Source organism: Microbacterium sp. NFH-22A-Y (genome assembly GCF_021401375.1).
GTDB classification, from domain to species: Bacteria; Actinomycetota; Actinomycetes; order Actinomycetales; family Microbacteriaceae; genus Microbacterium; species Microbacterium hominis.
This window is the reverse complement of record NZ_JACBGF010000002.1, coordinates 719,081-737,320: the sequence shown is the minus strand read 5'-3', so window position 1 is coordinate 737,320 and position 18,240 is coordinate 719,081. Positions and strand designations below refer to the sequence as shown.

At 72.2% G+C, this 18,240-nt stretch carries 13 protein-coding genes; 1 reads left to right on the top strand and 12 read right to left on the bottom strand.

The genetic code is table 11. The annotated features are described in order from the left end of the window. Window positions 1-84 precede the first annotated feature (84 nt). The 11 genes from L0965_RS09275 to L0965_RS09225 form a co-directional block, all read right to left on the bottom strand. Complete coding sequence (locus L0965_RS09275; protein ID WP_101306800.1) at window positions 85-1,914, bottom strand: ABC transporter ATP-binding protein; 1,830 nt, start codon at window positions 1,912-1,914, stop codon at window positions 85-87. Next, entirely contained in the window at window positions 1,911-3,764 is a 1,854-nt protein-coding gene (locus tag L0965_RS09270; RefSeq protein WP_101306801.1) for an ABC transporter ATP-binding protein, read from the bottom strand. The genes L0965_RS09275 and L0965_RS09270 overlap by 4 nt, the downstream gene beginning before the upstream one ends. Window positions 3,765-4,124: 360 nt before the next feature. Next, window positions 4,125-4,628, bottom strand: a complete 504-nt coding sequence (locus L0965_RS09265) for a methylated-DNA--[protein]-cysteine S-methyltransferase (RefSeq protein ID WP_061781848.1) — start codon at window positions 4,626-4,628, stop codon at window positions 4,125-4,127. Then, window positions 4,625-6,145 carry a DNA-3-methyladenine glycosylase 2 family protein gene (locus L0965_RS09260; RefSeq protein WP_101306802.1) on the bottom strand — a complete coding sequence of 507 codons (1,521 nt, stop codon included), beginning with the start codon at window positions 6,143-6,145 and terminating at the stop codon, window positions 4,625-4,627. The genes L0965_RS09265 and L0965_RS09260 overlap by 4 nt, the downstream gene beginning before the upstream one ends. A 95-nt stretch (window positions 6,146-6,240) precedes the next feature. Beyond that, window positions 6,241-7,653, bottom strand: coding sequence for a mechanosensitive ion channel domain-containing protein (locus tag L0965_RS09255; protein ID WP_101306803.1), 1,413 nt, complete (start codon window positions 7,651-7,653; stop codon window positions 6,241-6,243). After that, on the bottom strand, window positions 7,650-9,725 hold the full coding sequence (locus L0965_RS16760) for an adenylate/guanylate cyclase domain-containing protein (RefSeq protein WP_198553636.1): 2,076 nt from the start codon (window positions 9,723-9,725) through the stop codon (window positions 7,650-7,652). The genes L0965_RS09255 and L0965_RS16760 overlap by 4 nt, the downstream gene beginning before the upstream one ends. A 148-nt stretch (window positions 9,726-9,873) precedes the next feature. Continuing rightward, complete coding sequence (locus L0965_RS09245) at window positions 9,874-10,491, bottom strand: hypothetical protein (RefSeq protein WP_101306805.1); 618 nt, start codon at window positions 10,489-10,491, stop codon at window positions 9,874-9,876. Window positions 10,492-10,620: 129 nt separating this feature from the next. Further along, window positions 10,621-12,024 (bottom strand): MFS transporter, encoded by a 1,404-nt coding sequence (locus L0965_RS09240; protein WP_157831638.1) that lies wholly within the window; start codon window positions 12,022-12,024, stop codon window positions 10,621-10,623. Between the two features lie 100 nt (window positions 12,025-12,124). Beyond that, window positions 12,125-13,735 (bottom strand): bifunctional phosphoribosylaminoimidazolecarboxamide formyltransferase/IMP cyclohydrolase, encoded by a 1,611-nt coding sequence (gene purH, locus L0965_RS09235; RefSeq protein WP_061781852.1) that lies wholly within the window; start codon window positions 13,733-13,735, stop codon window positions 12,125-12,127. Window positions 13,736-13,775: 40 nt separating this feature from the next. After that, window positions 13,776-14,369, bottom strand: a complete 594-nt coding sequence (gene purN, locus L0965_RS09230; protein WP_061781853.1) for a phosphoribosylglycinamide formyltransferase — start codon at window positions 14,367-14,369, stop codon at window positions 13,776-13,778. Between the two features lie 4 nt (window positions 14,370-14,373). Continuing rightward, window positions 14,374-15,627, bottom strand: a complete 1,254-nt coding sequence (locus L0965_RS09225) for a DUF6350 family protein (RefSeq protein WP_101306807.1) — start codon at window positions 15,625-15,627, stop codon at window positions 14,374-14,376. Window positions 15,628-15,722: 95 nt separating this feature from the next. On the opposite strand from L0965_RS09225, the gene L0965_RS09220 reads away from it, so the two are divergent. Further along, window positions 15,723-17,177, top strand: a complete 1,455-nt coding sequence (locus tag L0965_RS09220) for an NCS2 family permease (RefSeq protein WP_060960725.1) — start codon at window positions 15,723-15,725, stop codon at window positions 17,175-17,177. 160 nt (window positions 17,178-17,337) lie between these two features. Here L0965_RS09220 and sucD read toward each other — a convergent pair whose 3' ends face one another. Further along, window positions 17,338-18,240: a succinate--CoA ligase subunit alpha gene (gene sucD, locus L0965_RS09215; RefSeq protein ID WP_060960724.1), complete on the bottom strand. Its 903-nt coding sequence runs from the start codon at window positions 18,238-18,240 to the stop codon at window positions 17,338-17,340.

The following is an 18,240-nucleotide window of genomic DNA, read 5'->3' as shown; positions in this document are numbered from 1 at the left end:
ACCGGATTCGGAGCAGCGCAACAGAATCGGATGCCGCGCGCCGCAGCATCCGATTCTGTTGGCCATCGCCGAAACCGGCGGGGGTCAGACGAGCGACTGCTTCCAGGCGCTGTGCAGCTGGGCGAACTTGCCCGTGCCGGCGATCAGCTCCGCCGGGGTGTCGTCCTCGATGATGCGGCCGTGCTCCATCACGAGCACCCGGTCGGCGATCGACACGGTCGACAGCCGGTGGGCGATGATGATCGCGGTACGATCGGCCAGCAGCGTCTGCAGCGCCGACTGGATCTGACGCTCGCTCGGGATGTCGAGCGACGCCGTGGCCTCGTCCAGGATGAGCACCGCGGGATCGGCGAGGAACGCGCGGGCGAACGAGATCAGCTGACGCTGTCCGGCCGACACCCGGCCGCCGCGCTTGTTGACGTCGGTGTCGTACCCGTCGGGCAGCCGCTCGATGAACGTGTCGGCGCCCACCGCGCGGGCCGCAGCCCGGATCTCCTCGAACGTCGCGTCGGGCTTGCCGAGCGCGATGTTGTCGGCGACGGTGCCGCTGAACAGGTACGCCTCCTGCGTCACCATCACGATCGCGCGACGGAGGTCCTTCGGATGCAGCGACCGCAGGTCGACGCCGTCGAGCATGACCGCGCCGTGCGACGGGTCGTAGAACCGCGACACGAGCTTCGCGAGCGTCGACTTGCCGGCGCCCGTCGTGCCGACCAGGGCGATCGTCTGCCCGGCGGGGATGTCGAGCGAGAAGTGCGGCAGGATCGTGCGGTCGTCCGCGTAGCCGAACACGACATCGCGGAACTCCACGTGACCGGACGCCTTCCAGAGGTCGACCGGACGCACGGGGTCGGGAACGGTCGGCTCCTCCTCCAGCACGCCCGACACCTTCTCCAGCGCGGCCGTGGCCGACTGGTAGGAGTTCAGGAACATGGCGACTTCCTGCAGCGGCGAGAAGAAGTTCCGCACGTACAGGACGGCGGCCAGCAGGGTGCCCACGAGCAGGGTCCCGTCGACCACCCGCAGACCGCCCCAGAGGAGCACGCCCGCGACGGCGAAGGCCGAGACCGCCATCATCCCCGGCTCGAACGTGCCGAACAGCCGAAGCGAGCGCATGTTGACGTCGCGGTACTGTCCCGACAGGTCGCCGAACTCCTCGTCGTTGCGAGGCTCCTTGCGGAAGGCCTTCACGGCGCGGATGCCGGTCATCGTCTCGACGAACTTCACGATCACCTTGGCGCTGACCACGCGCGACTCCCGGTATGCACGCTGCGAGTTGCGGTAGAACCAGCGCATCAGCAGGTACAGCGGGATGCCCGCGACGGCGAGGATGACGCCCGACTGCCAGTCCAGCAGCAGCAGCGCGATCAGCGTGAACGCGCCGTAGAGCACGCCCGAGACGAGCTCGTTGAGCCCGCCGTCGAGCAGCTCGCGGATGGAGTCGAGGTCGCTCGTCTGGCGCGAGATGATGCGGCCCGACGTGTACGACTCGTGGAACTCCAGGCTGAGCCGCTGGGTGTGCAGGAAGATGCGGGTGCGCAGGTCGAGCATGACCGCCTGCGTCAGCCGCGCGGCCACGACCGCGTACCAGCCGATGAGCGCCGCCCCGCCGATGCCGGCGAGGAGGTAGACGGCGACGATGACGATCGTCGGCATCCAGTCGGCATCCTGCATGGCCTGCGGCAGCGCCGTGTTCAGGCCGTACGCGATCAGCGCGGGGCCCGCGACGCGCAGCGCCGTGGAGACGACGAGCACGGCCAGCGCCAGCACGAGCTGCCACCGCAGCGGGTCGACGAGCGAGCCCAGCAGGCGCAGCGAGCGCTGGCGGATCGAGCGCGACTCGGCGCGCGTGTAGTCCGAGCGGTCTTCACCGGTGGTGCCGGCGACGGACGCCGTGCCTCCCGTTGAGCTCATCGGTTCACCTCCGTCTCCCGCAAGCGGGTGTTCTGTTCCTCGGCGTCTTCCAGACTCGAGATGACGTGCCGGTAGTGCTCGCTCGTGCGCAGCAGCTCGGCGTGGGTGCCGACGGCCGTGATGCGGCCCTCCTCCAGGAGCGCGACCCGATCGGCGAGCATCACGGTCGACGGCCGGTGGGCGATGACGAGCGTCGTGGTGTCGGCCATGACCTCGCGGAGGGCGTCCTCGACGAGCGCCTCGGTGTCGACGTCGAGCGCCGACAGGGGGTCGTCGAGCACCAGGACGGCCGGGCGGGCCGCGATGGCCCGGGCGAGCGCGAGCCGCTGGCGCTGTCCACCGGACAGCGACAGCCCCTCCTCGCCGATGACCGTGTCGACCCCGTCGGGCAGGTCCTCGACGAAGCCGGCCTGCGCGACGGCGAGCGCTTCGCGCAGCACCGCCTCGGCCTCGGGGCTTCCCGCGGCCAGGTCCTCGCGGCCGAGCAGCACGTTCTCGCGCACCGTCTGCGAGAAGAGCGTCGAGTCCTCGAACGCCATCCCCACATGCGTGCGCAGCTCCGTGAGGGTGAGGTCGCGGACGTCCACGCCGTCGACCGTCACGCGTCCGCCGGTCACGTCGTACAGGCGGGCCGGCAGCGTCGTGAGCGTCGTCTTGCCCGAACCGGTGAGGCCGACGAGGGCCATGGTCTCCCCCGGCACGAGCGTCAGGTCGATGCCGTCGAGGAGGTCGCGCTCGCCGTCCCCGGCATCCTGGTAGCGGAAGTGGACGCCCTCGAACGCGAGCGCGCCGCGCGACGAGCCCAGCACGACGGGGGCCGCGGCGTCGGTGATCGTGTTCTCCTCGTCGAAGACCTCGAAGATGCGATCGCTCGCCGTGCGCGCGTCGAGCAGGAACGAGAAGAGGAAGCCGATCGACTCCATGGGCCAGCGGAGCACCGTCGCCATGGCGAAGAAGGCCACGAGCTCGGCGATCGACAGCTGGCCGAGCTGCTGCAGCACGATGCCGACGCCGAGGCACAGGGCGAACGCGATCTCCGGCAGCAGCACCAGCCAGAACCAGATCCAGCCGACGGCGCGCGCCTTGCTCAGCTCGGTCTCGCGCAGCGTCTCGGCCTGCCGGGTGAACTTCTGCAGGGCGTGCTTCCCCCGCCCGAAGGCCTTCAGCACGCGGATGCCGTGCACGCTCTCCTCGACGCTGGTCGCGAGGTCGCCGGCCTGGTCCTGGCTCTGGCGCGCGAGGGTGCCGTACGTCTTCTCGAACCGGTAGCCGGCGTACCAGAGGGGTGCGCACACGATGAGGAAGGTGACGCCGAGCGCCCAGTGCCACCGGAAGAGCAGCGCCATGCCGACGAGGATGGTCAGCAGGTTGACGACGAGCAGCACGATGCCGAAGGCCATCCAGCGGCGCAGCATGCTGATGTCCTGCATCATGCGCGACAGCAGCTGGCCCGACTGCCACCGGTCGTGGAACGCGACCGGCAGGCGCTGCAGCCGCTCGTAGAAGCTCGTGCGCAGGTCGTACTCGACCTTGGTCGACGGCGCCAGCACGAACCAGCGCCGCAGCCACACCATGACGGCCTCGAGCAGGCCGAGCACGAGGATGATCGCGGCGCCCCAGACGAGCTGGCTGCGGTCGCCGGCGCTGGAGGCACCGGCGGCGATCGGGCCCTGCACGAGCACTTCGAGCACGAGCGGGATCGACAGGGCGAGCAGGCTCGCGACGAGGGCGCTGACGGCGCCCAGGATCAGGCGCGGCAGGACGGGTTTGGCGAAGGGGTACAGCCGGGCGAGGGCGCGGACGGTGGACAGGCGCTCGACGGGCTCGAGGTGCTCGGAGGAGGAGGTCATGATCCTTGCGAAGGGGTGGAGCGGATGCCGAGGTCACGGGTCGGCGATGAGTGACGGAGGGCGCACAGCGGCGCGGCAGGACGAGACGGGGCCCTGTCGGAGAGAACGCGCGGCGGGACGATGCCGCCGAAGGAGGAGGCGCGGCGCGTTATCCCCGGCCGACTCCGGCGGCCTCGAACGCGCGCGGGGCGACGGCCGAGGGACGGAGGAAGGCGGGCTTCGTGGTGACGATGGCCGTGGACATGGCTTCCTCCAGGGAGTCGGTGAACGGGGACCGCGCGCCGCCCGTGCGGCGACAGGGGCGCGACAGCCCTCCAGCCTATGCCGACCTCTCGCCCCGCCGCAAGGGCGGTCTTCCGATCAGGCCGCGGACTCGCGGGCGAGCAGGGCCCGCTTCACATCCAGGCCCCACGCGAAACCGCCGAGGGCGCCGCCGGTGCGCAGCACGCGGTGGCACGGCACGAACAGGGCGGGAGCGTTGCGGGCGCAGATGGATGCCGCGGCGCGCACGGCGCTCGGGCGGCCCAGAGCGGCCGCGAACTCCGCATAGGTGAGCGGGCTTCCCGGGGCGATGCGGCGCAGTGCCGCCCAGCCGTCGAGCTGCAGGGCGGTGCCGGTCTGCGCGACGGCCACCTCGTCGATGGCCGCGAGGTCGCCGTCGTAATAGGCGGCGACCGCGGCCGCGGCATCCGTCCGTCCCTCTCGCACGTCGCTCGGCGGCGAGGCCAGCCGGTGCAGCACGTCCGCCGGCTCGGCGGTCCACCCGCTGGCCAGTACGCGGCCGCGGTCGTCGGCGAGCAGCGTGAACGGGCCGTCCGGCGTGTCGACCGTCTGCAGGGTGGCGCTGTGGCGGGTGGCGGTCATGGGGTGCTCCGTTCGGGGGATGTGCGGGCCGGGCCGGGCGCGGCCGTGGGAACCGACGCCCGCCACAGGTGGGCGGTCAGGTAGCTGCGCCAGGGGGCGGCCCGCGTCGCCCAGGCGTCGTAGCCGCGGGGGTCGGAGGGGATGCCGACGGCTGCGGCGCCCGCGCGGACCGCGACGTCTCCCGGCAGCGTGATGTCGGGATCGCCGAGCACGCGCATGCGCACGTAGTCGGCGGTCCACGGCCCGATGCCGGGGCGGGCGAGCAGCGCCGCACGTTGCTCGGCGCCGTCGTCACCGGTCGTGAGCTCGAGCGTGCCGTCGGCCAGCGCGGCCGCGGCCGCGGTCACCGCCCGGATGCGCGCCGCGGGGCCGCGCAGCACATCGGCGCCGTGCTCGGCGATGGCCGCCATCGTCGGGAACAGGCGGTCCATGCCGTCGTGCGCATCGACGCGTTCTCCCAATGCCGCCGTGAGCGCGGTGAGCGCCGTGCGCGCCGCCGCGACCGAGATCTGCTGGCCAATCATGGCGCGGATGAGCATCTCGTGCGGGTCTGCGGCGCCCGGCACGCGGATGCCGGGGACGGCCTCGACCAGCGGGGCGATGGCGTCATGGGCGGACAGGGCCGCATCGACAGCGAGCGGGTCGGCGTCGAGGTCGAACAGCCGACGCACGCGCGCGACGAGCACGGGCAGGTCGGCGAGGTGGGTGAGCCGGGCGCTGAGACGCACCCTCCCGGCGTCGTCGAGACGGATCGCGAACCAGACCGGACCGCCCGCCAGACGCAGTACGCGCGCGAACGAGTCGGCACCGGCCGTCTCGATGCCGTCGACGGCGCGCGCCCGCATCCAGGCGAAGAGGCCGGAGGCGTCGAGCGGGCCGCGATGCGGCAGCAGCAGATCGATCGTTCCGGCGGCGGGCACGCCGGCCGCCGCCGTGGGCCGGCGGGCGCGCAGGGCGCTCGGCGTCAGCCCGAAGACCTCCCGGACGGTGTCGTTGAACTGACGCACGCTCGCGAATCCGGCCGAGAAGGCGACGTCCGCGACGGCGAGATCCGTCGACACCAGGAGCAGGCGTGCCGTGTGGGCGCGCTGGGCGCGTGCGAGCGCGAGAGGGCCGGCGCCCAGCTCGGCCGTCAGCAGCCGGGTGAGATGGCGCGGCGAGTAGCCGAGCCGGCGCGCGAGCCCGGGCACCCCCTCCCGTTCGACGATCCCCTCCGCGATCAGCCGCATCGCGCGGCCCGCGACGTCGCCGCGCAGGTCCCATTCGGGGGAGCCGGGCGCCGCTTCGGGCAGGCACCGCTTGCACGCCCGGTATCCGGCCTCGTGCGCCGCGGCGGAGGTCGGATAGAAGGTGACGTTCGCCGCCTTCGGCGTGCGCGCCGGGCAGCTCGGACGGCAGTAGATCCCGGTCGAGCGCACCGCCGTCACGAACTGGCCATCGAAGCGCGCGTCCCGCGCGTCGATCGCGCGATAGCGTTCGTCGAACGTCATCGCGGCGGAGGCGTCGACGGGGCTCATGCGACTAGCCTGACACGCCCCCGTACCCCCGGCTCGCGGAAATCGGACACGGCAGCGACGGCCGCGCCGGCCGCCCCGCCGCCGGGCGCGCGGGATCAGGCCGGCGCGACGCCGGCACGGCCGCCGGCGGCGCGGGCCGCCTGGGCCCGCCGCAGCTCGAGGTCGGCTCCGAGCTCGGACGCGAAGACGGGATGGGCGCGGATGATCCGGGCGATGAGCTCGGCGGGCAGCACGAGCACCGTCGTGGATGCCGTGGCGACGGCGGTCACGAGAGCCGGCTCGCGCGTCACCGCGGCGGTTCCCACGAACTCCCCGTCGCGGAGGTCGCCGCAGGCGACCTCGCCGCGCCGCGTCGGAGCCGTCAGCCGCGCCGCGCCCTCGACGAGGTAGCTCACCGCGGACGGCACGACCCCCGCACGACCCAGGTACTCCCCCGGCGCGTACTGCTCCACCCGGCACGCGCTGAGCGCCGCCTCGTGCAGCTCCGCATCGAGGTGGAGGGCGCGCGCGACGTCGTCGACCACCGTGCGGAGCCGGTTCTCGGTCGCGGCCGTATCGGGTGCGACCTTGTCGAGGGCGAGTCCATGTCGCCGTGCGGCGTACCACAGGCGTCCGAGAAAGGCCGCGATGGTCTCGTCCGACTGGCTCGGCGCGGCGACCGGGATCTCCACGGTGTAGGCGCCGGCGCCGCCGTACTGCACGCCGGAGGGGACCTCCGCCAGCCTCATCGGCAGATCGTCGGCGGTACTGCGCAGCAGCGCCGCCACCTCGTGCGGCGCATCGCCCGGCGCGAACACGACGGGGACGACGACGGTGAACGGCCCGGCCGGTCGACTCAGATTGCGAAAGGACGCCCCGGCGAGCGTCGCGTTGGGGATCACCTGGAGTCCCGAGCCGGTGTCGATGTGAAGAGCACGCCAGTTGACTTCGACCACCCGGCCCGCCGCCCCGCCGGTGTCGATCCAGTCGCCGAGCTTGAACGGCTGCTCGAACAGCACCAGCAGGCCCGAGACGATGCCCCCGGCGGCGTTCTGCAGGGCGAGGCCCACGATGATGGACGTGACGCCCAGGGTCGCGATCAAGCCCTCGATGTCGGCGTTCCAGACGACCTGGAAGAGGATCGCGAGCCCGACCACGACGAGCACGAGCCGCACGATCTCCACGAAGATCGTCGGCACGCGCTCCCGCCAGGTGCCTTCGCGCGCGGACGAGAAGAGGGCGACGTTGAGACCGCTCAGCAGGAGCAGGATGAGCAGGAAGCCGAGGAGCGTGCCGACGATCCTCACCCAGATGAGGTCCTGATCCGACCGTGTCGCGAACGCGAGCAGGGCGACGAGGGCCGCCACCGGGACGACCGCGTTGCGCAGGAGCAGCAACGGCCGCACGGCCGGGTTCCGACGCCGGCGGAGCACGCCGATGATCTCGGTGAGCGCCACGAGGACCAGCGGAACGCCGACGGCGAGCGCGGCGGCCCACCACACCCACCCCTCGGCGAGCACGGGGATCATTCCGTGACCCGCCAGACCGCGCTCGTCCGCCCGGAGGCGTCCACGGCACCCACCTCGGTGAACTCCCAGAGGCCGTGCACCCGGTCGTGCACCGCGTCGCTGACGTACACACCCGGCGCATCCACGGCGCGTCGGACGCGGCTGGCGAGGTCGACGGCGTCACCCCAGAGGTCGTAGGCGAGGCTCGAACGGGCGACGAGGCCGCTCGTCACCGCGCCGGTGTCGACACCGGCGCGAAGCTCCAGACGCGATCCGGTGCGCTCGTTGAACCGTCGGACGTGCGTGTGCATCTCGAGGGCGAACTCGACGGCCCGACGCGCGTTGTCCACGCGCGGGATCGTCAGCCCGCAGCTGGCGAGGTAGCCGCCGCGAAGGGTGCGCACCGACTCCACGCCGACGCGCTCCGCCGCCTCCTCGAAGCCACGCATGAGTTCGTTGAGCGCGTGAGTCTCCTGCTGACCGTCGAGCGCGCGGGAGAAGTCGTCGACACCCATCAACTCCGCATACACGACGGCCACGTCCTCGTGCTGCTCCGCGATCGTCTGCTCGCCCTCGCGGTAGCGCGCCGCGAGACTGTCCGGCATGAGGGTGCGCAGGAGCCGCTCGTTCTCCTCGCGCTGGCGATCGATGAGATCCTGCTTGATCTGCAGGCCCGCGGCCATCTCGTTGAAATCGCTCGACAGCTCGCCCATCTCGTCGGCCCCGCCGACCGCCACCCGCACACCGTAGTCGCCACCGGCCACGCGGCGAACCGCCTCCGCGAGCCGGCGCAGCGGCGCGGTGAACGCCTGCGCAAGCAGCAGCGACAGCACACTGATGACGAGAGTCAGCCCCAGCACCGACAGCAGCAGCGTGCGGGTGAAGTCGGCGACCGGCGCGAACGCTTCGGACGTCTCCATCCGAGCCACCACGACCCAGTCGAGTCCTTCGATGTTCGCCGGCCCGTAGGCGGTGATGCTCTCCGCGCCGATGTACTGCCCCGAGATCATCGTTCCCGACTGCCCCGCCAGCGCACGGCGCACGGGCTCCTGGTCCACGCTCTGCAGGATCGTCGAGTCGCCGACCTCGACGATGCGCTCGGCATCCGCGGCGGAGGTCCCGTTCTCGATCACCCCCTGGGCGTACGTCGTCGGCGAGGCGATCAGCTCTCGCGAGTTCGACCGCATGAGGCCGTCCGTACCGGCGAGGTACACCTCGCCGGTGTCGCCCAGACCCTGGGTCGTCCACTGCTGGTACCCGGTGGTGACGTCGTTGATCCACGACACGGGGATCTGCAGGGCCATCGCCCCGGTGACACCGGACTCGTCGCCGATGGGAGAGACGACCCACATCGTCGCCGCACCCTGCGCCGGGGCCCACGACTCGATGTCCGTCGTCACGACGGTGTCGACCGAGTTGGTCGCCATCGCCTTCCGGTAGCCCTCGGCGAGTCTGCTGTCGCGGAACGGGCCCTCGTCGAGGCTCGTCCCGAGCGCGGGAGTGTTGTACGTGCTGAAGACCACGTCCGCGTCGAGGTTCATCACCAGCACATCCTGGTAGCCGACCGTCTCGACGAGATTCGCGAAGTAGCCCTGCGCGGATGCGTGCGCCGCGCTGTAGGCGCTGCCGTCGCCCGGATCCTTCAGCTCGAGGGATGCCGAGGACCCGCCGCCCTGCCGCGTGTACCAGTACTGCAGGTAGGCGCCCGCGGCACTGTCCGGGAGGAACGCGGCATCCGTGTACTGCTCGCCCGTCCGCTTCTCCAGCCCCGGGAGGAAGGAGCCGCGGTAGTAGTCCTCCACGGCCGCACGCTCCGCCGGCGTCACCGTCGCGGACGCCAGCGCCGCCCACCCCGCGTTCAGGGCGATCGACGCCTCGCGGGCACTGGAGTTGTCGGTCGCGAGCGACGCCTCTCGCTGGATCTCGCCGATCAGCGCGGAGACCTCACCGGCGCGCAGCTCGCGCGCGGCGGTCAGCTTGTCGATGATCGCGTCCTGGAGGGAGTCGCGGCCACTGATGTAGCCGATCGTGCCGACCACGCCGGCCGAGACGATGCCCACCGCCAACAGCATGATCAGCAGACGCGACTGCACGCTCAGCCGCCTGCGCGGGCGCCGTTCCCGATCTCCGACATGTCCCACGCTCGCACCCGACATGCGCATTCCCTCCCCAAGTTCCCTCACTCTAGCGGCCGGCCGCGGCGCCGCCGCGACGGCGCCGGCCACCGGCGAGACCGCGGCGTCACAAGCCGTCCGGTCGGGGCGAGAGCCACCGGGCACCGTACGCCCGAAGCGACTCCCGCCGCTGCGGGTCGATCAGGAACACATCGATCCCGCCGTCGTACGGCGCGAGCAGCCACGCGAGGTGCGGCATCGCGATCACGACATGGGCGTCGCCCGTCGCCGCGAGCTCGAGCAGCAGGTCCGCGCGGTCACGGCGCACAGCGGTGTCTGCCCAGAAGTACCCGACCGTGTCGCCCGTCGTGGGATCGGGGGGCAGCCCCCGCCGCCAGGCCCGTCGCGCCGGCAGTGCCGCCGCGCTCCACCCGGCAGCCCCGTCGGGCGCGCCCCAGTCCTCGGCGATCGCGACCAGGCTGGCGGAGGGCTCCCCGCGCAGGAGGTACGAGAGCACCTCCTGCTGTCGACGACGCACTTCCGCGCGATCGTCCTCGTCGGCCGCCGGCCGCGCGCCGTCCGGCAGGGTGTGGAACCGAAGCCAGCGATCGGGATACGCGCGTCGGAGCGCATCCCCGGCGGGCTCGGCGTCTGCCCAGAGGTCACCCCACGTCGCGGTCAAGGACGACAGCTCGCTCGCGTCGTCGGCGCCGTCGAAGCTGCCCGTCGGTCTGTCGATGATCATCGCCCCGCCCCTCCTCGCCCGCCCGCACACGCGTGCATGACGCGCACCCGACGCGCCGCGGGCCTCCATCCTGCCACCGGACGAGTCCGACGCGCCCGGCGCGTGCCGCCCCCGTCGCCCCGCGCGGGCTCACGGGGTCGTGCGCGGTCGACGCAGCACCCCGGCCGCGGCGATGCCGGCGCCGATCAGGAGCACGGCGGAGGTCATCACGGCGGTGTGGAAGCCGTCGGATGCGCTGGCACCGGTCAGGGCGACGGCGCCGAGAAGGGCGGTTCCGAACCCGCCGCCGAGATCGTACGAGATCTCCTCCAGTGCGGCGGCTCCACCGACCTCGTGCACGCCGGCGGAGGAGATGATGAGGTCGTTGGCGGCGACGGCGGAGATCTCGATGCTGAGCCCGGCCAGCGCCGTCGACACCGCGAACACGGCGAGGTCGAGGGGTTCGCCCCAGAGCGCCAGCGCTGCCAACGCCCCGCCGGCGAGGGCGAAGGTGGCGGTGAGGGCCGTGCGGTGTCCCCATCGCCGGAGGACCCGCGGCGAGAGGAACGCGCCGACGATGGTCGCCAGCGCCAGCGGCACGAGGGCGACGGCGGCGTGCAACGGCGTGAGCCCGCGTTCGAGCTGCAGGTAGCGGGCGAACTGCAGCTCCAGCCCGACGAGGGCGAACATCGCCACGGCGATGGCGGCGAGGCCCACGGAGAAAGCCGTGTTGCGAAACAGCGCGACGTCGAGCATGGGCTGCTCGCCGCGGCGTCGGAGCCGTCGCTGTCGGGCGACGAAGGTCCACCCCGACGCGACCGCGACCAGCATCCCGCCGATGAAGACCTCGACGTGATGCTCGGCCAGGCTGTTCGCGGCGACGGCCGCCGTCAGCACCGCGGCGATCGCGAGGCCCTGGCTGCCCAGGTCGGCGCTGCCCGGGCGGTCGGACCGCGACTCCGTCACCCAGACGGCGGCCGCGACGACGACGAGGCCGCCGAGCGGCACGTTGATGAGGAACACCCCACCCCACCAGCTGTGCTCGACGATGAACCCGCCGATGACAGGCCCCGCCGCGGCGGCGGCCGCCGAGGACATCGACCAGATCGCCACGGCACGCACCCGCCGCTCCCGATCCGGATAGGCGACGCGCAGCAGCGACATCGTGGGCGGAAGCACCGCGGCGGCGCCGACGGCCATGACCACGCGCGCCGCGATGAGCGCGGCGGGCGTCCACGCGAAAGCCCCGAGAGCGGAGCCGAGGATGAACACGCTCATCCCGGCCATCAGGAACAGTCGACGCCCGTACCGATCGCTGAGCACGCCGGCCGACAGCAGCAGCGGTGCGATCACGAACGGGAAGGCATCGATGATCCACAACAGCTCCGCGTCGTCCGCGTGCAGCTCGCGAGCGATGGTCGGGGCGGCGACGTGCAGCACGGTGACGTCGATCGAGATGAGCGCAAGCGCTCCGCAGACGGTCGCGAGCACGCGCCGCGCTTCGCGCGCGGACGGGCTCCGCCCCTCGCGGGCGTGCGCCCCGACGTCTTCCATGACACCCATGGTGGCCGGACGCGGCGCGAATCGCGAGAACGGATCCGATCGATTCGGAGCCGCGTCGGCGGGCGGTGCCGGCAGACGGAGGCGGCGCCGCTCAGTGGAAGAAGTGGCGCTCCCCCGTGAAGAACATCGTCACCCCGGCCGCCCGGGCCGCGTCGACCACTTCCTGGTCGCGCACCGAGCCGCCCGGCTGCACGATGGTGCGGATGCCGGCGTCGATGAGCACCTGCGGACCGTCGGCGAACGGGAAGAACGCGTCGGATGCGGCGACCGAGCCGGCCGCGCGGTCGCCGGCGCGCTCGACGGCCAGGCGGCACGAGTCGACCCGGTTGACCTGGCCCATGCCGATGCCGACCGTCGCGAGGCCCTGGGCGAGCACGATGGCGTTCGACTTCACGGCGCGGCAGGCCTTCCACGCGAAGATGAGGTTCTCCATCTCCTCGGGGCTGTCGGGACGCTCACCGGAGACGAGCTCCCAGTTCTTCGCGACCGACTCGATGTCGTCGGGGAAGCGGTCCGCGTCCTGCAGCAGCAGTCCGCCCGACAGCAGCCGGACGTCCATGGGCTCCTGGCGCCAGTCGGCCGGCAGGCGCAGCACGCGCAGGTTCTTCTTGAGCTTGAAGACCTCCAGCGCCTCGGGCTCGAAGTCGGGGGCGACGATCACCTCGGTGAAGATGTCGCGCAGGTTCTCGGCCATCTTCAGCGTGACCGTGCGGTTGGCCGCGATCACGCCGCCGAACGCCGAGACCGGGTCGCACTCGTGGGCGCGCAGATGCGCCGACGCGATGGGATCCAGCGCGTTGGGCGCCGCCACCGCGATGCCGCACGGGTTGGCGTGCTTGATGATCGCGACGGCGGGCTTGACCATGTCGAACGCGGCACGCAGCGCCGCATCGGCGTCGACGTAGTTGTTGTACGACATCTCCTTGCCCTGCAGCTGCTCCGCCTGCGCGATGCCGTGGGCACCGGCACGCGTGTAGATCGCGGCGCGCTGGTGCGAGTTCTCCCCGTAGCGCAGGGTCGCCAGGCGCTCGGCCTTGATGGTCAGGTGCTGCGGCAGCTCGCCCTCGGCCTCGAGGGTCTCCTCGGCGAACCACGTCGCCACCGCCCGGTCGTAGGCCGCCGTGTGGGCGAACGCGCGCGCGGCGAGCTCCCGCCGCTGCGCGAGCGAGGTGCCGCCGGCATCCAGCGCCTCGACGATCGCGGGATACGACTCGGGCGAGACGGCGATCGCGACGTTGGCGTAGTTCTTGGCCGAGGCGCGCACCATCGCCGGGCCGCCGATGTCGATCTGCTCGACGACGGCGTCGCCGACGGCGCCCGAGGCGACCGTCTCCACGAACGGGTAGAGGTTCACGACGACGAGCTCGAAGGGCAGGATGCCGAGGGCTCCCAGCTGCTCCTCGTGGTCTTCGAGGCGGAGGTCGGCCAGCAGCCCCGCGTGCACGCTCGGGTGGAGCGTCTTCACGCGGCCGCCGAGCGACTCCGGGAACCCGGTGACCTCCGCCACGTCCTTGACCGCGATGCCGGCGTCGCGCAGCAGCGCGGCCGACCCGCCGGTCGACACGATCTCGACGCCGGCGGCATCCAGCGCCTGGGCCAGCGGCAGCAGACCGGTCTTGTCGCTCACGGAGATGAGCGCGCGCCGCACGGGGACGAGGTCACGGGATCGGTAGAGGGCGGGATCGACGGCAGGACCGGCCATGCAGGGCTCCAGTGTTCGGTGTGGATCGGGTTCGGATCTGTCAGGACGAGGGGACCGCGGAGAGCTCGAGCTCCCCGCGGGCGATGGCGCGGACGACATCGATGAGCAGCCGCCGCTCGACCGGCTTGATGCGCTCGTGGAGTGTGTGCTCGGTGTCGTCGGGCAGGACGGCGACGCGCTCCTGCGCGAGGATCGGGCCCGTGTCCACGCCGTTGTCGACGACGATGACGCTGGCGCCGGTCTGCGCGACGCCGGCCGCGAGCGCGTCGCGCACGCCGTGTGCCCCCGGGAACTCCGGCAGGAAGGCGGGATGCGTGTTGATGAGCCGCGGCGACCACGCGTCGACGACGGCGGCCGGAAGCAGCCGCATCAGTCCGCTGAGCACCACGAGGTCGGGGTTCCAGACGCGGAGCTGACGGTCGAGCTCCTCCCCCCAGTGCTCGCGGGTCTCGAACTCGCGGAAGGGCACGAGGAAGGTGGGGATGCCGAAAGCCTCCGCGTGGGCGAAGCCGTCGGCCTGGCGGTCCGCCCCGACGACGACGACGCGCGCGGGGAAATCGGGGTCGGCGGCGGCCTCGAGGAGGGCCCGGAGATTGGAGCCGGTGCCCGAGATGAGAACGGCGACCGTCAGCACCCGGTCAGTCTACCGGCGCGACGGCGGCCTCTCGGGAGCGGGCCGGCGAGAACAGCGCGATGGCGGCGCCGACCGCGACTTCGACGCCCACCGTGAACGCGAACGGGCCGGCCGCGGGACCGACCTCGTCGAGGCGTCCGGGGCCGATCGCCCCCGAGGCGCAGGCCGCGAGCAGGGCCGCTGCGGCGGCGGCGAGGACGACCACGGCGACCAGCACCGCCAGCCGCACCGGTGCGGAGTCGGAGCCGGAGGCGGCGACCCCGTCGGCGGCGAGGCGCGCCCGCGCCGCCGCGCCGGCCACGAACCCGATGCCGACGACGAGGAGCACGAGGGCGAACAGCCACGGCGTCGAGCCCTCCGGGACCAGACCCAGCACGGGCAGGCCGGGCACCACGCCCAGTGTCGTGCCGGCCGGCGAGACCGCGGTGCCCGCACCGACGGCGAAGCCCGGACCGGCCGCGAACGCGGCGCCCCAGACGATCAGCGTGGGCAGATAGGCCAGCTGCCCCAGGGCGAGCACGCCGCCGCCGACCGCGTCGACGTGCGCCGCCTCGAACAGCGACACGACCTGACCGCCGCGCGCGATCGCCGCGACGGCGACCAGCAGCGCGCCGACGGCGACGAGTCCCGTCACCGCGATGCCGGTGCCGCGGGCGGATGCCGCGACGGCGGCGACCCACGGATGCCCCCGGCGCGGGTCGGCGCCGTCGATCCGGTCCCGCACGGCATCCACGAGTCCGTCGTCGCCGCCGCGCCACGCCTCGACGAGGGCGCCGAGCAGTGCGGGGACGGCGAAGACGAGCGTCGGCAGCAGGAGCGCCTGCCAGCCGTAGACCGCCGCGACCGGGGTGCGCGAGGTCGCCCACAGCGCGGCCGCCAGCAGCAGGGTGACCCCCGATCCCGCGGCGACGCCGACGGGCCACGACCCGGAGCGCGCCGCCCGGATGCCCGAGCGCGCCGCGAACACGGCGGTGAAGGTCGCGAGCGCGAGCGGGGCGAGGGAGACGACGAAGGTCGCCGCCTGGGCGGGGATGCCGGCCGCGACGAGGTACTCGTCTCCCAGTACGACGTGCAGCGGCACGAAGTGGCCCAGTTGCCAGATGCGCACGGCCGCCGGCCACAGCGCGCCCCAGTCCGCCGTCCCGCCGAGCCCCACGACCCAGAAGACGGTGAGGGGCGCCAAGACGACGGCGACGCCGACGGCCGCCGCGATGAGGGCATCGACGGCGGAGAGGAGGAGGACGAGCAGGCGGTTCATGCGCGTTCGACCCTACCCACCCCGACCATGTGCGTCGGGTGGACGCGCGGGATGCCGGGGCGGCGGCATCCACTACGGTTCTGGATGGAGGATCCATGCCCGCTACACCCTCGTCCGCCGCCCGCCCCACCCCCGCCGAGCCCACCGGCGCACTCGACCGCTTCTTCGAGATCACCCGACGAGGCTCCACGATCGGCGGTGAGATCCGCGGCGGACTGGTCACCTTCGTGACGATGGCGTACATCGTCATCCTGAATCCGATCATCCTGTCGGGCAAGGCCGACATCGCCGGCAACGAGCTCGCGTTCTCCGCCGTGGGGGCCGCCACGGCGCTGACCGCCGGCGTCATGACGATCCTCTTCGGCCTCATCACCCGGCTGCCGTTCGCGTTCGCGGCCGGGCTCGGCATCAACGCATTCCTCGCCTTCAGCGTCATCCACGAGGTGACGTGGCCCGAGGCGATGGCCCTCGTGATGATCAACGGCGTCATCATCGTGCTGCTGGCGGCGACGGGGCTGCGAAAGCTCATCTTCGACGCCGTCCCGGTGCAGCTGAAGCTCGCGATCACGGTCGCGATCGGCCTGTTCATCGCGTTCATCGGGTTCGTCAACTCGGGCTTCGTCACGGCGACGGGCTCGAACTCCCCGCCCGTCGGGCTCGGCATCGGCGGCTCGGTCGCGTCGGTGCCGACGCTGATGTTCGTGCTGACGCTGCTGGCCACCGGCGTGCTGGTGGCCCGCAAGGTCAAGGGCGGGATGCTGATCGGCCTCGTGGGCGGGACGGTCGTCTCGGTGATCATCGAGGCGATCTGGCACCTCGGCTCGGCGACGGATCACCCCGGCGGCTGGGGCCTGACGATCCCGGCGCTGACCGGGTCGCCGGTGAGCGTTCCCGATCTCAGCCTCCTGGGTGCGGTCGATTTCGGATTCGACGTCGGCAAGGTCGGCGTCGTGGCCCTCGTCATGCTCGTGTTCACGCTGGTGTTCTCGAACTTCTTCGACGCGATGGGCACGATGACCGGACTCGCCAAAGAGGCCGGGCTCGCCGACGAGAAGGGCGACTTCCCCCGCATCAAGTCCGCGCTGGTCGTGGAGGGCGTCGGCGCCGTCGTGGGAGGCGCGACCTCCTCATCGTCGGCCACGGTGTTCATCGAGTCGGGGTCCGGCATCGGCGAGGGCGCCCGCACGGGCCTCGCCAACGTCGTCACCGGGCTCGTGTTCCTGCTGGCGATGTTCTTCACGCCCCTCACCTCGATCGTGCCGACCGAGGTCGCCGCCGCGGCCCTCGTGATCGTCGGCGCGATGATGATGGCGCAGGTCAAGCACATCGACCTCAGCGACTTCAGCGTGCTGCTGCCGGTGTTCCTGACGGTGTCGGTCATGCCGATGACGTACTCGATCGCCAACGGCATCGGCGCGGGCTTCATCAGCTGGGTGGTCGTGCGTTCGCTCTCCGGCAAGGCACGGCAGATCAGCCCCCTGCTGTGGGTGGTCGCCGCCGGCTTCCTGATCTACTTCGCCCGCGGCCCCATCGAGCTCCTCCTGACCTGACCCCTCCCTCGCGAGCCGCTACGCCCCGGGCGAGCCGCTATCGCGCGGGCGGGCCGCCGCGTGGCGGGTCGCACGCGGGATAGCGGCTCGCGGGGATGGGGATGGAGATGGAGAAGGGGGTGGATGCTGCGGCATCCACCCCCTTCCCCTACGCGAGGCGTCAGAGCGTCTCGATGATCTCCCGCATGAGGGCGGCGGTCTCGGACGGCGTCTTGCCGACCTTGACGCCGGCGGCCTCGAGGGCCTCCTTCTTGGCCTGCGCGGTGCCCGCCGAGCCGGAGACGATCGCGCCGGCGTGGCCCATCGTCTTGCCCTCGGGAGCCGTGAAGCCCGCGACGTAGCCGACGACCGGCTTGGTGACGTTCGCCTTGATGAACTCGGCCGCGCGCTCCTCGGCGTCGCCGCCGATCTCGCCGATCATGACGATCGCCTTGGTCTCGGGGTCGGCCTCGAACGCGGCGAGCGCGTCGATGTGCGTCGTGCCGATGATGGGGTCGCCGCCGATGCCGATGGCCGTGGAGAAGCCCAGGTCGCGCAGCTCGAACATCATCTGGTAGGTCAGGGTGCCCGACTTCGACACGAGGCCGATGGGGCCCTTGCCCGTGATGTTCGCCGGCGTGATGCCCACGAGCGCCTCGCCGGGCGTGATGATGCCGGGGCAGTTCGGACCGATGATGCGGGTCTTGTTGCCCTTGCTCTTGGCGTACGCCCACGCCTCGGCGGTGTCGCCGACGGGGACGCCCTCGGTGATGACGACGAGGAGCGGGATCTCGGTGTCGATGGCCTCGACCATCGCGTCCTTCGTGAACGCCGGCGGCACGAACGCGATCGACACGTCGGCGCCGGTGGCGGCGATGGCCTCGGCGACCGACGCGAAGACGGGCAACTCGACGGTGTTGCCGTCCTTGTCGACGTGCGAGACGGTCGTGCCGGCCTTGCGCGCGTTGACACCGCCGACGACGTTGGTGCCCGCCTTCAGCATCAGCGCGGTGTGCTTGGTGCCCTCACCGCCGGTGATGCCCTGGACGATGACCTTGGAGTCCTTGTTGAGGTAGATAGACAT

What these genes read in the sequence shown, in the direction of transcription:
- L0965_RS09275 (WP_101306800.1), bottom strand. Translation starts at nt 1,914, where the DNA reads ATGAGCTCAACGGGAGGCACGGCGTCCGTCGCCGGCACCACCGGTGAA.
- L0965_RS09270 (WP_101306801.1), bottom strand. Translation starts at nt 3,764, where the DNA reads ATGACCTCCTCCTCCGAGCACCTCGAGCCCGTCGAGCGCCTGTCCACC.
- L0965_RS09265 (WP_061781848.1), bottom strand. Translation starts at nt 4,628, where the DNA reads ATGACCGCCACCCGCCACAGCGCCACCCTGCAGACGGTCGACACGCCG.
- L0965_RS09260 (WP_101306802.1), bottom strand. Translation starts at nt 6,145, where the DNA reads ATGAGCCCCGTCGACGCCTCCGCCGCGATGACGTTCGACGAACGCTAT.
- L0965_RS09255 (WP_101306803.1), bottom strand. Translation starts at nt 7,653, where the DNA reads ATGATCCCCGTGCTCGCCGAGGGGTGGGTGTGGTGGGCCGCCGCGCTC.
- L0965_RS09245 (WP_101306805.1), bottom strand. Translation starts at nt 10,491, where the DNA reads ATGATCATCGACAGACCGACGGGCAGCTTCGACGGCGCCGACGACGCG.
- L0965_RS09240 (WP_157831638.1), bottom strand. Translation starts at nt 12,024, where the DNA reads ATGGAAGACGTCGGGGCGCACGCCCGCGAGGGGCGGAGCCCGTCCGCG.
- purH (WP_061781852.1), bottom strand. Translation starts at nt 13,735, where the DNA reads ATGGCCGGTCCTGCCGTCGATCCCGCCCTCTACCGATCCCGTGACCTC.
- L0965_RS09225 (WP_101306807.1), bottom strand. Translation starts at nt 15,627, where the DNA reads ATGAACCGCCTGCTCGTCCTCCTCCTCTCCGCCGTCGATGCCCTCATC.
- L0965_RS09220 (WP_060960725.1), top strand. Translation starts at nt 15,723, where the DNA reads ATGCCCGCTACACCCTCGTCCGCCGCCCGCCCCACCCCCGCCGAGCCC.
- sucD (WP_060960724.1), bottom strand. Translation starts at nt 18,240, where the DNA reads ATGTCTATCTACCTCAACAAGGACTCCAAGGTCATCGTCCAGGGCATC.